Annotated in this window: 19 protein-coding genes; 6 read left to right on the forward strand and 13 right to left on the reverse strand. The window is 69.3% G+C overall.

Going from position 1 to position 12,761, the window contains the following annotated elements:
- The first annotated feature begins 5 nt into the window (after window positions 1–5).
- Window positions 6–1,037, forward strand: a complete 1,032-nt coding sequence (locus tag OG417_RS51400) for a cation diffusion facilitator family transporter (protein ID WP_329246302.1) — start codon at window positions 6–8, stop codon at window positions 1,035–1,037.
- Here OG417_RS51400 and OG417_RS51405 read toward each other — a convergent pair.
- From OG417_RS51405 to OG417_RS51445, 9 genes are all read right to left on the reverse strand, one after another.
- Complete coding sequence (locus OG417_RS51405) at window positions 1,034–1,744, reverse strand: cation transporter (protein ID WP_329246304.1); 711 nt, start codon at window positions 1,742–1,744, stop codon at window positions 1,034–1,036. The genes OG417_RS51400 and OG417_RS51405 overlap by 4 nt on opposite strands.
- Window positions 1,741–2,115 (reverse strand): ArsR/SmtB family transcription factor, encoded by a 375-nt coding sequence (locus OG417_RS51410; RefSeq protein WP_329246307.1) that lies wholly within the window; start codon window positions 2,113–2,115, stop codon window positions 1,741–1,743. The genes OG417_RS51405 and OG417_RS51410 overlap by 4 nt, the downstream gene beginning before the upstream one ends.
- Window positions 2,116–2,195: 80 nt before the next feature.
- Window positions 2,196–2,324, reverse strand: coding sequence for a hypothetical protein (locus OG417_RS51415; RefSeq protein WP_329246310.1), 129 nt, complete (start codon window positions 2,322–2,324; stop codon window positions 2,196–2,198).
- Between the two features lie 9 nt (window positions 2,325–2,333).
- The gene (locus OG417_RS51420; protein WP_329246313.1) at window positions 2,334–2,447 is read right to left on the reverse strand and encodes a hypothetical protein; all 114 of its coding nucleotides are present in this window, start codon (window positions 2,445–2,447) and stop codon (window positions 2,334–2,336) included.
- A 63-nt stretch (window positions 2,448–2,510) separates the two neighbouring features.
- Complete coding sequence (locus OG417_RS51425; protein ID WP_329246315.1) at window positions 2,511–2,990, reverse strand: HAD-IC family P-type ATPase; 480 nt, start codon at window positions 2,988–2,990, stop codon at window positions 2,511–2,513.
- A 4-nt stretch (window positions 2,991–2,994) separates the two neighbouring features.
- Entirely contained in the window at window positions 2,995–4,050 is a 1,056-nt protein-coding gene (locus OG417_RS51430; RefSeq protein WP_329246318.1) for an AbrB family transcriptional regulator, read from the reverse strand.
- Between the two features lie 199 nt (window positions 4,051–4,249).
- Complete coding sequence (locus tag OG417_RS51435; protein WP_329246321.1) at window positions 4,250–4,960, reverse strand: DsbA family protein; 711 nt, start codon at window positions 4,958–4,960, stop codon at window positions 4,250–4,252.
- Window positions 4,961–5,322: 362 nt separating this feature from the next.
- On the reverse strand, window positions 5,323–6,069 hold the full coding sequence (locus tag OG417_RS51440) for a sulfite exporter TauE/SafE family protein (RefSeq protein WP_329246323.1): 747 nt from the start codon (window positions 6,067–6,069) through the stop codon (window positions 5,323–5,325).
- A gap of 155 nt (window positions 6,070–6,224) precedes the next feature.
- Window positions 6,225–7,583: an MBL fold metallo-hydrolase gene (locus tag OG417_RS51445; protein ID WP_329246326.1), complete on the reverse strand. Its 1,359-nt coding sequence runs from the start codon at window positions 7,581–7,583 to the stop codon at window positions 6,225–6,227.
- Window positions 7,584–7,844: 261 nt separating this feature from the next.
- On the opposite strand from OG417_RS51445, the gene OG417_RS51450 reads away from it, so the two are divergent.
- Entirely contained in the window at window positions 7,845–8,111 is a 267-nt protein-coding gene (locus tag OG417_RS51450; protein ID WP_329246329.1) for a metal-sensitive transcriptional regulator, read from the forward strand.
- A gap of 105 nt (window positions 8,112–8,216) precedes the next feature.
- On the opposite strand, the gene OG417_RS51455 is transcribed toward OG417_RS51450, so the two are convergent.
- The 4 genes from OG417_RS51455 to OG417_RS51465 are packed head-to-tail and all read right to left on the reverse strand — an operon-like array spanning window position 8,217 to window position 10,066.
- Entirely contained in the window at window positions 8,217–9,095 is an 879-nt protein-coding gene (locus OG417_RS51455) for a cytochrome c biogenesis CcdA family protein (protein WP_329246331.1), read from the reverse strand.
- Between the two features lie 6 nt (window positions 9,096–9,101).
- Window positions 9,102–9,341 (reverse strand): hypothetical protein, encoded by a 240-nt coding sequence (locus OG417_RS51460; RefSeq protein WP_329246334.1) that lies wholly within the window; start codon window positions 9,339–9,341, stop codon window positions 9,102–9,104.
- Complete coding sequence (locus OG417_RS54755; RefSeq protein ID WP_442875631.1) at window positions 9,338–9,526, reverse strand: DUF2637 domain-containing protein; 189 nt, start codon at window positions 9,524–9,526, stop codon at window positions 9,338–9,340. Before OG417_RS54755 ends, OG417_RS51460 begins: the two co-directional genes overlap by 4 nt.
- Window positions 9,527–9,568: 42 nt before the next feature.
- Window positions 9,569–10,066: a GNAT family N-acetyltransferase gene (locus OG417_RS51465; RefSeq protein WP_329246337.1), complete on the reverse strand. Its 498-nt coding sequence runs from the start codon at window positions 10,064–10,066 to the stop codon at window positions 9,569–9,571.
- A gap of 201 nt (window positions 10,067–10,267) precedes the next feature.
- On the opposite strand from OG417_RS51465, the gene OG417_RS51470 reads away from it, so the two are divergent.
- The 4 genes from OG417_RS51470 (at window position 10,268) to OG417_RS51485 (ending at window position 12,656) form a co-directional block, all read left to right on the forward strand.
- Entirely contained in the window at window positions 10,268–10,708 is a 441-nt protein-coding gene (locus OG417_RS51470) for a hypothetical protein (RefSeq protein WP_329246339.1), read from the forward strand.
- A gap of 55 nt (window positions 10,709–10,763) precedes the next feature.
- Window positions 10,764–10,910 carry a hypothetical protein gene (locus OG417_RS51475; RefSeq protein ID WP_329246340.1) on the forward strand — a complete coding sequence of 49 codons (147 nt, stop codon included), beginning with the start codon at window positions 10,764–10,766 and terminating at the stop codon, window positions 10,908–10,910.
- A 177-nt stretch (window positions 10,911–11,087) separates the two neighbouring features.
- Window positions 11,088–11,837, forward strand: coding sequence for a proteasome subunit beta (gene prcB, locus OG417_RS51480; protein WP_442875798.1), 750 nt, complete (start codon window positions 11,088–11,090; stop codon window positions 11,835–11,837).
- A 198-nt stretch (window positions 11,838–12,035) separates the two neighbouring features.
- Window positions 12,036–12,656, forward strand: a complete 621-nt coding sequence (locus tag OG417_RS51485) for a LysE family translocator (RefSeq protein WP_329246347.1) — start codon at window positions 12,036–12,038, stop codon at window positions 12,654–12,656.
- Window positions 12,657–12,761 lie beyond the last annotated feature (105 nt).

Below are 12,761 nucleotides of genomic sequence, written 5' to 3' on the forward strand. Positions count from 1 at the left end.
AGCGAATGACCACCCATGACCCGCAGGACGCGCCCCACGCTCACGGTGATCACGACAACGCCGACGAGGGGCACGCGGGACACTCCCACGGCGTGAGCGCGGACGCCGACCAGCGGTGGCTGGCCGGCGCTCTCACGTTGATCGTCGCCTACATGGCGGGCGAGGTGATCGTCGGCCTGGTCGCGCACTCCCTGGCGCTGATCTCCGACGCGGCGCACATGCTCACCGACGCCGCCTCGATCGTGCTCGCTCTGGTAGCGATGCGGCTCGCCGCCAAGCCCGCGCGGGGCAGTTACACGTACGGGCTGAAGCGCACCGAGATCCTCTCGGCCCAGGCCAACGGAATCAGCCTGCTGCTGTTGTCGATCTGGCTGGCGTACGAGGCGATCCGGCGGCTGATCGAGCCGCCCGCCGTCACCGGCGGGCTCGTGCTCGGCACCGCGCTGGTCGGCATCGTGATCAACGTCGGCGCCGCCTGGATGATCTCGCGCGCGAACCGCACCAGCCTCAACGTCGAAGGCGCGTTCCAGCACATCCTCACGGACCTGTACGCCTTCATCGCCACTGCCATCGCCGGCCTGGCCATGGTGTTCACCGGCTTCGCCCGGGCCGACGCGATGGCCTCCCTCGTCGTCGTCGCCCTCATGCTCAAGGCCGGCCATGGACTCGTCCGCGAGTCCGGGCGGATCTTCCTCGAGGCCGCTCCCACCGGACTTCCACCCGAGGCGATCGGCCGGGCAATGGCCGCCCGCCCGCACGTGGCCGAGATCCACGACCTGCACATCTGGGAGATCACCTCCGGCATGCCCGCCGCCTCCGCACACGTCCTGGTCGCCGACGGCGAGGACTGCCACGCCGTACGCGCCGACCTGGAAGCAGTCCTCGCCGAGGCATACAAGATCACTCACACGACGCTCCAAGTCGACCACGCTCCCGCCCCGGCAACGGCGGGAGGCGCCGGCCCAGAGCACTGCGAGGACTCCCACGGCCCGATCCACCGTCCTGCCGGATCAGTCACCGGGCCGGAGGTCGGCTAGGAGCAGCAGCCGCAGCCGGGCCCGCAGGTGTCGCACTCGGACGAGGTGGCGGCCTCGGTCCCCGGGCGTGGTACGGACGCACAGCAGTTCTCGCCGCGCCAGGCCTCGCGGCCTTCCTTGACGGCGACGACGGCGATGACCAGGGCGGCGATGGGATCGGCCCAGTACCAGCCGAGCAGCAGGTTGAGCCCGAGCCCGACCAGGAGCACCGCGGACAGGTAGGTGCACAGCAGGGTCTGCTTGGAGTCGGCGACCGCGGTGACCGAGCCGAGCTCGCGGCCCGCGCGGCGCTGGGCGTACGACAAGGTCGGCATGATCACAAGTGACAGGGCGGCCAAGACCAGCCCGGCGGTGGAATGCTCGGCATGCCCGGCGCCGGCCAGGGTCCGGACGGCATCGACGGTCACGTAGACGGCGAGCGCGAAGAACGAGATCGCGATGATGTGCAGCGCCCGGCGCTCACGACGCTCGATGCTCTCGTGGTCACGCGCGGAGAACTGCCAGGCGACCGCGGCAGCGGAGGCCACCTCGATGATCGAGTCGAGCCCGAACGCCACCAACGCCGTGGAGGAGGCGACCGTACCGGCGGTGACCGCGACGACGGCCTCGACGACGTTGTAGGTGATGGTCGCGGCCACGAGCCGCCGCACCCGGCGCGCGAGCACGTCGCGACGGGCGGAAGCCGAATCGATCGCCGATGCGGTCATGACGGCTCCGTCGCCGAGGCCGCCGTACCGTACGTCGGGCACAGCGCGACGGCGCGGTCGGTGGCGGTCAGCAGGTGTTCGGCCGAACGCAGCAGACCCAGCAACTCCGGCGTGGCGATGAAGTAGAAGGACTGCCGGCCCTCGGCGCGATAATCCACCAGCTTGCAACCACGCAAGCAGGCCAGATGCTTGGACACCGTGGACTGCGCCAACCCGAGACGGCGCGTCAGATCCACCACCCGCGCCTCGCCGTCCACCAACTGCCGCAAAATCGACAGCCGCGCCGGGTCACCCAGCGAGCGGAACAGCGCAGCGGCCGGCGCGAGGTCGTCCAGCACCATTTCCATTCCAAATCTGGAATCAATCGCCATCTGTCGATGATAACTCCAGTACCGCCGTGTCGGCGCGTTCAAGGTCGGCCGGTGAGGGCCGGCCCGGATGCAGGATGCGGTCAAGGCGTACGGCGGCGTAGCAGGTCGGGACGGGTCAGTGGCCGGGTGCCGAGAAGGTCGCGCAGAGGCGGCAGGTAGAGCCCGGCCAGTCGCAACGCCAGGGCGGAGGCGACGGCGATCGGAAGCATCGGATTGGCCTAGGATCGCGGCCGGGAGCGGGAGCCGATCGCGACCCCGAGCTGGGCGGCGCCGAGCGTGAAGAAGGCCATGGTCTGCCACGGCCGGCCGGTGTGGTGCGCCCAGACGGCCACCCCGACCGTGACAACGGTGAGGACGACGGCGATCCGGAGGACCCGCTGCCACAGGCCGGCACCCTAGACGCGACGGCCCTCGTCCACAGCCGCGACCACCGTGGCGAGTGCGTCGTCGGCCAACACCAGATCGGCGGCCTGGCGGGCGACCTCGGTGCCCCGCCGGCCCATGGCCACACCGATGTCCGAGCGGCGCAGCGCAGGCCCGTCGTTGACACCGTCTCCGGTCGTCGCGACCAGCTCACCGCCCTCGCGCAGCGCCTGGACGATGTCGAGCTTCTGGCCAGGGGGGGGCGCGGGCGAACACACCGGCACGGGCGAGGTCGGCTTCGCGGAGTTCCCGGCCGTCGACCACCGGCTCACCCAGGTCCTCGCCCGGCTCAGCACGTCCCCGACAACGACCTCCGCCGCGGGGATCTGCCGCTGACCGCCGTCCCGCAGCACCCGCGCGGTCGGCGCGGTCAGGTCGGACAGGGTGCTGATCTCGGGTCTCCCACCTGTCGTCGTGCCGGCGCAGCGGATGAGGGCCGGGAGGCCGACCATGGTTTCAGTCGTGCCCGCGTTCGTCTGGCCGGTCCTGCCACCGCGCCGCCAGGCGGATGAGGAGCGGGGCGAGCAACACCATGCAGAACAGGCGGATGCTCTGCACGCTGGAGATCAACGGAACGTCGGCGTGGGAGGCCGCGGCGGTGGCGATGACGGCGTTGATCCCGCCGGGCGTGGTGGCGAGGTAGGCGTCCGTCAACGGGATGTGCACCAGCTTGGACAGCGACCAGGCGAGCATTGCGCAGGCGATGCTGATGGCGACGGAGCAGGCGAGAGCGAGTGGCAGCAGTCGGCCCAGACGGGTGAGGGCCGAACGGGTGAACCGCAGGCCGACGTCGAGGCCTATGACGGTGAGCAGCGCGCTTCGCAGCGCACCGGACGGGGCGAAGCCGGCGGTCGTACCGGTCATGGTGAGTGTCGCGGCGAGCAGCATGGGCCCCAGCAGGGCGGCACTGGGCAGCCGGAGCCGGCCTGCGGCGACGGTTCCGGCGAACGCGACGACCGCCACCAGCACCAGTCCTGCGCCCTGGTTCGGGCCGGTCACCAGATGCCAGGCCGGAGGATTGGCAGGGTGCGAATCGCCGGACGGCGTGGGCGAGGCAAGGAGCCAGCCCGCGAGTACCGGGGCGGTGGCGGCGATCAGAGCGACGCGCAGGTATTGCATGATGGCGACCAGCCGCGCGTCGGCGCGCACATCCTCCGCGCAGGCGACCGCTGCCGCCGAGCCTCCCGCGATCATGCCGAGCAGGGCCGTCGGACGGTCGAGCCGGGCGACCCCGGCCAACAGCGCCGCTGCCGCCAGGCTGACCACGACGGTCAGGGCCGTGACGATCGTCAGGGGAACGGCCGCCGCCGCGGTCTGATGCAGCGCCGTCGGACTCAGCGAGGCGCCGATCATCACGCCGAGGACCGCCTGGGAGCCGCGGTTGACCTGCGACGGGACCTTGCCGACGACGAGCCCGCTGATCGCGGCGACGAAGCCGACGACGAGTGGTACCAGCAGGTGTGATGCCGGCACGACGGATTCGGCGGCCTCTCCTGCGATGCATGCGGTCATGAGGACGAGCGGCCAGCCCCACCGCCGGTGGTCACGCGGCCGGCGAAGAAGCCCTGACCACGGCGGATAAGCGGGCCGATACGTACTCATGGCCTGCACGCTATGCGGTCAAACTAGAACAAATCAAGAAAGTGAATAAATCACCTAGAGGACCGAAGTAGGAGCCGGTCGGCTCATGACGTCCTTGGCTTGCTGGAGGTCAACGCTCGCTGCGGGCCTTTTCGATGGCCGCCACGAAGGTCTTCAGCGACTGATCACCGAAGAGAACGGTGCCGTTGATCAAGAAGGCCGGGGTGCCGGACATGCCGAGCGCCTCGGCGAATCCCATCTCGCTCCGCACCTGCGCCCGGATTCCCGGGTCACGGCGGTCGGCGTCGAACCGGGACATGTTCAGGCCCAGCCGTTGTGCGATCCCGCGTAGATAGGCATCGTCCAAGTGGCCGCTGTTCTCGGGGAACCGGTGTGCGTACAGAGCGTCATGGTAAGGCCAGAACTTGCCCTGCCGGGCCGCGGCCCGTGCGGCGATCGCCGCCCGCTCGGACTCCTTGCCGATCCACGGGTAGTCCCGCCAGATGAACCGGACGACGCCCGCGCTGACGTACCGGCGGCGCAGCTCAGGCTCGGTGCGGCGCGCGAAGGACGCGCAGTGCGGGCACTGGAAGTCGCCGAACTCCTCTATGGTGACCGGCGCGGAGTTCGACCCCAGCCACAGCGCCGGATCGTTCTTCGGTGGGGCGGGGCCGGTGACTGTGGGGGTGCCGCCCGTGGGACGCGGCGTGGCCGCACCCGTCGAGCCGTACGTCGGGGTCGGGGCGGTGCTCGCCGACCGCTTCGATGATGACCCTCCGGTAAGGCCGACCAGCGCCAGAACCGCCAGCACTGCGATCACCGCGGCGGCCGACACCAGCACCCTGGCTCGTGGACCCGGCCGAGGCGTGATCCGATCGATCAGCCTCACCGACCACGCCCGTGTTCACCGGCACCGAGCGCCGTCAGCGGTTCAGCGCATAGTCCCCTCGAGTCCTCCAGCACCACACAAAAATACCCATGGGAGCACCGCCGACGCCCAGGATCGGCCGGCGGGTTGTCGCTCTCAGCCACGCAGAGTGTTCAGGGTGGAACGCAGGTCGAATGCTGCGTCGGCGCGCCGGTTGTACGGGAGCCGGGCCCATGCGCTGATCCCACCCGCCAGGGAGGTGGCGGGGATGCCCGCCGCCGATCGGGCGTGGGTCCGACCGTTCAGGGGCGTTCCCCCACGCGGTGGTGGCGGTCTTAGAGCAGGGCGTCGATGAGCATGAGGGCGGCGATGGCCAGCAGGGTGATGCCGAAGACCTTCTGCAGAGTGCGACCGGAAAATCTCTTCGCCCAGCGTTCGCCGCCCCAGGCCCCGAGGACGGCCGTGCCGGTGAACGGCCCGACGATCGCCCAGCCGACGGCGCCGGTACCCCCCAGCCGGGGAAGAAGAGCGGCCAGAGCGTTGGCGCTGATCACCAGCAGACTGGTGCCGATCGCCTCGCCCATGGGGAAGGCCAGGACAGAGACCAGCGCCGGTACGGCCAGGAAGCCGCCACCGACCCCCAGCAGACCGGTGATCGCGCCGAGACCGGCGCCCGCCGCGGTGGCCTTACCCAGCCCGGCCGCGGCACTCGGCACCGTGCCGGCTCCGGGGATGAGCATGCGCCCGGCGGCCAGGCCTGCGAGCAGGGCGAATGCCACGGTGAGCAGCGCACCGGGAAGTTTCGCGGAGACCGCTCCGGCGACGGCCGCCGCCGGCAGCCCGGCGGTGGCGAACAAGGTGCCGGTGCGCCAACGGACTCGTCCGGCCCTGGCGTGAGCGATCAGCCCGGTCAGGGAGGTCGCGGCGACGATCAGCAGGCTGGCGGTCGTGGCCTGGGAGGGGCTGAACCGCAGCAGGTAGATCAGGGCGGGGATGGCGAGCATGCTCCCTCCGCCGCCCAGGCCCCCCAGCGCCACGCCGACCACACTGCCCGCGATGAGCGCCAGGATGACCGTGGTCACATGACCTGCCCTCGGCCGGTACGGACGGGCAGGTCCGCCGGCTCCCAGGCCGGCGTGCCGCCGGCGACATCCCAGGCCCTGACGCCGCGTGCGGTGAGGATCTCCAGTGACATATCGAGCTCTCCTTGACTGCGTGTACCGGTGACGGCGGGGCGTCAGCCGGTGAGGACCAGGCCGACGTCGTGGGCGGCGGTGAAGCTGTCGTCGACGGCGACGACCTGGCGGCCGACGGCATCGAGCAGTGAGGCGGCGATCGCGGCGCGCATGCCTCCGGCGCAGTGGACCCACACGACCCCTTGGGGTACCTCCTGCAGGCGGTGGTGCAGCTCGTGCAGCGGGATGTGCACCGATCGGTCGATGCGCCCCATGGCGCGCTCGGAGGCGCGCCGCACGTCCAGCACGACCAGTTCCTCGCCCCGGGCGCTCGCCTTGGCCAGCTCGGCGAAGTCGGCACGAGGGTAGGACCGCAGCGCTGCCGGGTCGCTCACCCACTGCTCGGGGGCGCCGGTGGCGGCTGCGGCGGGGCGGTCGATGCCGACGCGGACGAGCTCCCGCTGGGCGGCGGCGATCTGCCCGGAACTCTCTGCGAGCAGGGTGACCGGCCTGCCCCAGGGGATGAGCCAGGCCAGGTAGGTGGCGAGCTTGCCGTCGAGCTCGAAGTTGAGCGCGCCGGCGACGTGGCCGTCGGCGAAGGCGATGCGGTTGCGCAGGTCGACCACCCACTCGCCGGCGGCCAGCCGCTCGGCGATCTGCGCGGCGTCCGCACGCTGCGGCTCGGTCAGGTCCACCGGAGTGGCGCCTGCGGCATTGGCCGGGGACATGTGCGTGTAGTAGGCCGGAACGTCGTCCAGGTGCGCCAGCAGCTCGGCGACGAAGGTGTCGACGTCCTGGACCAGCGCCGCGTTGCGCGCCTTCTCGACCCCGATCGTGGTGGACTCCCCCTCGGCCTGGGCGGAGGAACAGAAGCTGCCGAACCCGTGCGTGGGCAGTACTTGCGCTTCGTCCGGAAGCTGGGCCAGACGGTGCGCGGAGGCGTGTTGGGCTCGGGCGAGATGTACGGTCAGCCGGGGATCGACGAGGTCGGGCCGGCCGACGGTACCGATCAGCAGTGATCCGCCGGTGAACACGGCCACCGGCGTCCCACTTTCCTCCAGGACGTAGGACGTGTGATGGGGGGTATGCCCGGGCGTGGCCACCGCCCGTAGCGCCAGGCCGTCCTCCAGCTCAGCGGTGTCGCCACCGGTCACCGGCACCCGGTCGAACGCCACGCGGGCGCCGGCCGGGACCAGATAGCGCGCCCCGGTCAGGCGGGCCAGCCCCAGACCGCCGGTGACGTAGTCGTTGTGCAGATGGGTCTCCACCACGTGCGTGATCCGCACCCCGCGCCGGGCCGCCACGGCCATGACTCGATCGATGTCCCGGGGCGGGTCCACCGCCACCGCGGCAGTTCGCCCGCCGGCCAGGTAGCTGCGATTGCCCAGGCCCTCCCAGACCAGCGTCTCGACGAAATACATGCTCTCTCCCTTCCCCAAATACCCCGTGGGGTATCTCGCGATTAGATGGAACATATACCCCCTGGGGTATTTTGCGGAACATGGGACCGTCTTCGGGGAAGTCGGATGACGAGGGCGGCCGCGGCGGCGTAAGGCTCCGCGCGAGACCATCCACCCTCCGCGATGCGCACGCTCCGCCCGCTCACACCCGCGGGCACTCATCTACGGGAGGCCTATACCCCCTGGGGTACCATGGATCGACGTTGGATCTTGGAGGTGCCCATGGGCGTTGAAGAAGAGGCGATGAACGCGGTGCTCAACCGCCTGCGCCGTGCCCAGGGCCAGTTGGCCGGAGTCATCGCGATGATCGAGGCCGGGCGTGACTGCAAGGATGTGGTGACCCAGCTCGCCGCGGTCTCCCGCGCCCTGGACCGCGCCGGCTTCAAGATCGTAGCCACTGGCATGCGTCAGTGCCTGACCGCCGCCGACGGAGAAACGCCGCCCTTCACCGAGGCGGAGCTGGAAAAGCTCTTCCTCGTCCTGGCCTGACGGCGCCGAACCCTCACCGGTGCCCCGGGCCGCACATGGGGTCCGTGCTAGTCCCCGTCCGTAGCGGGCGGTGCCCACGGCGCTGTCACCACACGAAGCTCCGGTTCATCCACCCTCTTCGTCGCCTTCCGGCATGTCGCCCGGAGAGCGGGGTTCGGCCACGACGGCCCGTCGCCACCGCCAGACCGCTACCGTCACGGTGACGACCGCTGCCACGAGCAGTACCAGCCAGTCCGGCACCCGCAGACCTGTGATCCACTGCTGCGCCGCCATCTCTGTGGACGTGGTGTCACTCAGACCGAAAGCGCCCGTGATGCCGGCGGTGCCGTCGTAGACCAGGAACAGCGCGCCGACCCCGACGAACAGCAGCCCGGAGGCCAGCATCGTGCTGTGCACGTGGAACGGGCCGATACGAAAGGCCTTTCCGCGCAGCCACCGGCGCCCGCCGAGACGGAAACGGTCCCACAGCAGCGCCAGGACGAACATCGGAGCCGCCATCCCCAGCGCGTACACCGCCAGCAGCGCACCTCCGCGCAACGGCTTCCCGCCCACCGCGGCGACAGTGAGTACAGCCCCGAGGATGGGCCCGGAGCAGAACCCGGCCAGCCCGTACGCGGCGCCGAGGCCGACCACCGACACCGAACCGCCCCGACCCGCCATCCGCCGCTGCAACCGCGTCGCCGGCCCGAACGCGAACCCACCGCCGAGGATCTGGACCGTCCCGAAGCCGACGATCAGCCAGCCCGCGACGACGATCACCGCCTCACGATGGCCGTAGAACAGCGACGCAGCGGCCGACGATCCCATGCCCAGCGGAACCAGCGTGATCAGCAGGCCGAGGTAGAACAGGACCGTGCGTCCCATGAGCTGTGAGGTGCGCTGGAAGGCGTAGGCGAAGAACGACGGCAGCAGCAACGCGCTGCAGGGGCTGATCAGCGCCAGCACGCCGCCGAAAAAGGCCGCCAGGTAGCCGACGTCGGGCATGCCGTCCTACGCTGCCTTCCGCAGGGCATCGTCGATCGCCTTCGCGAAGACCGCCTCGGGCTGAGCACCCATGATCGGCGTTCGGCCGGCAAGGACGGCCGGGATACCCATGATCCCCAGGGCAAGCCGTCCCTGCACGGCGACGGCACGTGGGGCCATGGTCGACTCCCGTCCCAGACAAGGGAAGTCCCGCCACTCGATGCGGATCCGCCGGCCATCGAGCACAGAACCACGTGCAGCCTTCATCCCGCCTCCCCCGATACGGACATCGATGCCGGGACGACCATCTCGTCGACACTGAGCGGGATGAGTACGCCCGCCCTTCGTGTCCCGCCATCTTTCAGTACCGACATGTGCACGTGCTGGTAGCTGACCACCGCCGCGACAGCGGCCAAGAGCGTGACGCTCACCGCAGTCGCCGGCGGGCACACGTGCCGGTACGCGGCATGAGCGGATAGGACCTCTTCACCCGATCACAGGGTTCGGGAGGCTGCCGCATGGATCGGCTTACGCATCCGGATCAGCGGAACGGGTGCGCCGCCGGCGGCATCCTCGACATGCTCGATCGGCACGAACCCGGCGGCTTCATAGAGCGGCCGGCCTGACAAGGTGGCCATGAGCTCAAGCGAGGCGAACCCTTCGGCAGCGGCGGCGGCTTCACACCGGGAGAGGATCAGCCGGCCAACGCCCCGACGGGTGAAGGCGGGGTGGGTGTACATCGCCCGGACCTTGGCCGGGTCCCGACGGGGATCCAGAAGCGCCGGGTCCCGACCGCTGGAGTGATCACCCCCGTACAGCGTTGCCCGGCGGCTCCAGCCGCCGCATCCAGCGACCTGCTCGTCGATTTCGACCACGAAGTACGTCCCGTCGTCGACGAGCTGGGTATCGATACCCATGATCGACCGGCTCGACTCGATCTGGGCGTCGTCGAGAAACCCCTTCTGCAGCTCATCGATGGCGGCGGCGACCAAGGGCAGGAGCTTAGGCACGTCCTCGCGGCGAGCGAGACGACTCGTCAAGGCCATGGCCCTCAGTGTGCAGCCTCGTCAGGCCGTCGTCCAAACATCGCACTACGCCCCAGCGAGGAGTACCGCACCCCCACCGACGAGGAAAGGACCGAATTCCTCGGCCACGTCGAACGCCGCAAGCCACGCCCTTGGAAGAATCCGTGCATGATCGAATCGGACTGGCTGAACACCACGGACCGCTTCGTGCCCGGCGCGGAGCTATTCCGCTCCGACCGAGCGTTCACCGTCTGGGCCTACACGATCAGCCACAGCCAACTGCTGCTGCGCACCCGAACGACCATGCAGGACGGAAGCCGTCAGTCCCGCATCGACATCGTCTTCAAGCCCGTCCGGGCCATGAAGGTCAGGATCGAGTACGACGGACTCGTCATCCGCTGCGCCACCCCGGCCGAAGCCAGGCGGATTAGCGGCGCCGACACCGGCATCCACGACGACGCCCACTGCCTCATCTTGGAGACCGGAAACGACCACGACTACGTCATCACCTACGCCGTCGGCTGGGAAGAAGACATGGAGACCGATCGAGACCCGAGCAAACTCGCCGGATTCCCTCCCGGCAGCGACCCCAACCGCATCCTGAAATAAGACCGGAGGTATCACCGAACAGGCCGCCGACGCCGCGATCGACACCGCCTGCCGGGTGCTGCGCCTGCCCACCATCCGCACCCAGTTCGCCGAGGTCACCGATCGGGCCGGACACGACCAGCTCACCTACCGCGGGTGCCTCGCCGTGGCGGAGGCCGGTTCGGCCGGGTTCGGCGCGAGCGGACGGGGGGAGGGATCATGACGCATGCACGCGATGGTGCCCTGACAGTAGGGTCTGGTTAGCGGGGGCGATCGCGTCCGCTGCAGTGGAAGGAGTCGTGTGACGTCGCAAGGTTCCGCGCCGGGGCGTCTGCCGGGCGCGTTCGCGAGCCAGAGCCCCTCGTCGTTCACCGAGTTCCTGGCGGTGCATTCGCCGAACATGTTGCCGGGGAATCGTGAGTTGCCGGCGGGGGCGTCGGCGGGTGAGCACTTCCCCCACGGTACGACGATCGTGTCGGTGACGTTTCCCGGTGGTGTGGTGATGGGCGGGGACCGGCGGGCGACCGCGGGTAATGTCATCGCTCAGCGTGATATCGAGAAGGTCTTCCGTGCCGATGAGTACTCCGCGATCGCATTCGCGGGGACGGCGGGTATCGGTTTGGAGGTCGTGCGGTTGTTCCAGGTGGAGCTGGAGCATTACGAGAAGATGGAGGGCCGTACGCTTTCGCTGGAGGGTAAGGCGAACCGGCTGGCGACGATGGTGCGGGGCAATCTCGGCATGGCGATGCAGGGGCTGGTGGTGGTGCCGCTGTTCGCGGGTTATGACGAGGAGCGTGACGGTGGCCGGATCTTCAGTTATGACGCGGCCGGTGGTCGTTATGAGGAGCATGAGTTCCACAGCATCGGGTCGGGTTCGGTGTTCGCGCGTGGTGCGTTGAAGAAGCTTTTCCGGCCTGATCTGTCGGAGGAGGAGGCGGTTTTGGCCTCGATCCATGCGTTGTACGACGCGGCCGATGATGACTCCGCGACGGGTGGTCCTGACCTGACGCGCCGGATCTTTCCGGTGGTCGCGGTGGTGACGGCCGACGGTTACCGGCGGTTGCCGGCGGAGCGGGTGGGTGAGCTGGCGGAGTCGGTCGTGCAGGGGCGGATGGGTGCCCCGGGCGGCCCGCCGGCGCCGTTGCGATGATCAGCCGACCAATGACGATCGAGTAGTGAGGAACGCCACCGGTGTCCATGCCGTTCTACGTGTCGCCCGAACAGGCGATGAAGGATACGAAAGGCATGGACGCACCTCTGGGTCGAGGTCTTCTCAGGCTCCTGTAGGACCGTCCGCGGTGCGGGCACGTGCCTTCCGCGATCGAGTGCTCTGATTTAGATTGACTTTGTGATCGCTTCGTTCCTTACATTCCTCGGCGTGTCAGCCTTGGTCATTGTGACTCCTGGACCGGACACGGCCGTGACGGTCAGCGGCACGCTCGGCGGCGGACGACGTGGGGGCGTTTCCACCGCGCTTGGAGTCTTTTGTGGTCAGGCATTGTGGACTCTCGCCACGAGCGCGGGCATCTCAGCATTGTTGGTGGCCTCCGCGCCGGCGTTCCTTACGGTGAAGTACCTCGGAGCCGCATACCTGCTGTATCTCGGGCTGCACGCGATCTGGTCCGCGGTGCTGCATCGGTCGTCCCGGCAAGCCGCCGTCAGCGAACCGGCCCAGCGGCGGAGTCCATTGGCCTGCTACCGCCGCGGCCTGCTCAGTGACCTGGGCAATCCCAAGATGGCAGTCTTTTTCACCAGCCTGCTGCCACAGTTCGGCACCCACTTCGTCGTCTTGACGCTGCTCGGGCTGGTGTTCTGCTCGATGACGTTCCTGTGGCTTGCCGGCTACGCGGTGGCCATCGCCAAGATGGGTGACCTGCTGCGCCGCTCGGCGGTACGCCGTGCCCTCGACGCGGTGACCGGTACCGTACTCCTCGCACTCGGTGTCAGGCTGGCGACAGAGCAGCGCTGAACAAGGACCATCCGGTTGATCTCGAACACCTCATAGAAACGGGCAGATCCGGGACAGCCAGGCGGGGAAAGGACGTTCCTCCAAACGCAACGCCGAGAGACTTTG

This window comes from Actinoallomurus sp. NBC_01490, assembly GCF_036227085.1.
Taxonomy (GTDB): Bacteria; Actinomycetota; Actinomycetes; order Streptosporangiales; family Streptosporangiaceae; genus Actinoallomurus; species Actinoallomurus oryzae.

Bases quoted from the DNA above. Each gene is read 5' to 3' on its own strand.
- OG417_RS51400 (WP_329246302.1), top strand. From the start codon at position 6: ATGACCACCCATGACCCGCAGGACGCGCCCCACGCTCACGGTGATCAC.
- OG417_RS51405 (WP_329246304.1), bottom strand. From the start codon at position 1,744: ATGACCGCATCGGCGATCGATTCGGCTTCCGCCCGTCGCGACGTGCTC.
- OG417_RS51410 (WP_329246307.1), bottom strand. From the start codon at position 2,115: ATGGCGATTGATTCCAGATTTGGAATGGAAATGGTGCTGGACGACCTC.
- OG417_RS51415 (WP_329246310.1), bottom strand. From the start codon at position 2,324: ATGCTTCCGATCGCCGTCGCCTCCGCCCTGGCGTTGCGACTGGCCGGG.
- OG417_RS51425 (WP_329246315.1), bottom strand. From the start codon at position 2,990: ATGGTCGGCCTCCCGGCCCTCATCCGCTGCGCCGGCACGACGACAGGT.
- OG417_RS51430 (WP_329246318.1), bottom strand. From the start codon at position 4,050: ATGACCGCATGCATCGCAGGAGAGGCCGCCGAATCCGTCGTGCCGGCA.
- OG417_RS51445 (WP_329246326.1), bottom strand. From the start codon at position 7,583: ATGTATTTCGTCGAGACGCTGGTCTGGGAGGGCCTGGGCAATCGCAGC.
- OG417_RS51450 (WP_329246329.1), top strand. From the start codon at position 7,845: ATGGGCGTTGAAGAAGAGGCGATGAACGCGGTGCTCAACCGCCTGCGC.
- OG417_RS51455 (WP_329246331.1), bottom strand. From the start codon at position 9,095: ATGCCCGACGTCGGCTACCTGGCGGCCTTTTTCGGCGGCGTGCTGGCG.
- OG417_RS51460 (WP_329246334.1), bottom strand. From the start codon at position 9,341: ATGAAGGCTGCACGTGGTTCTGTGCTCGATGGCCGGCGGATCCGCATC.
- OG417_RS51470 (WP_329246339.1), top strand. From the start codon at position 10,268: ATGATCGAATCGGACTGGCTGAACACCACGGACCGCTTCGTGCCCGGC.
- prcB (WP_442875798.1), top strand. From the start codon at position 11,088: ATGTTGCCGGGGAATCGTGAGTTGCCGGCGGGGGCGTCGGCGGGTGAG.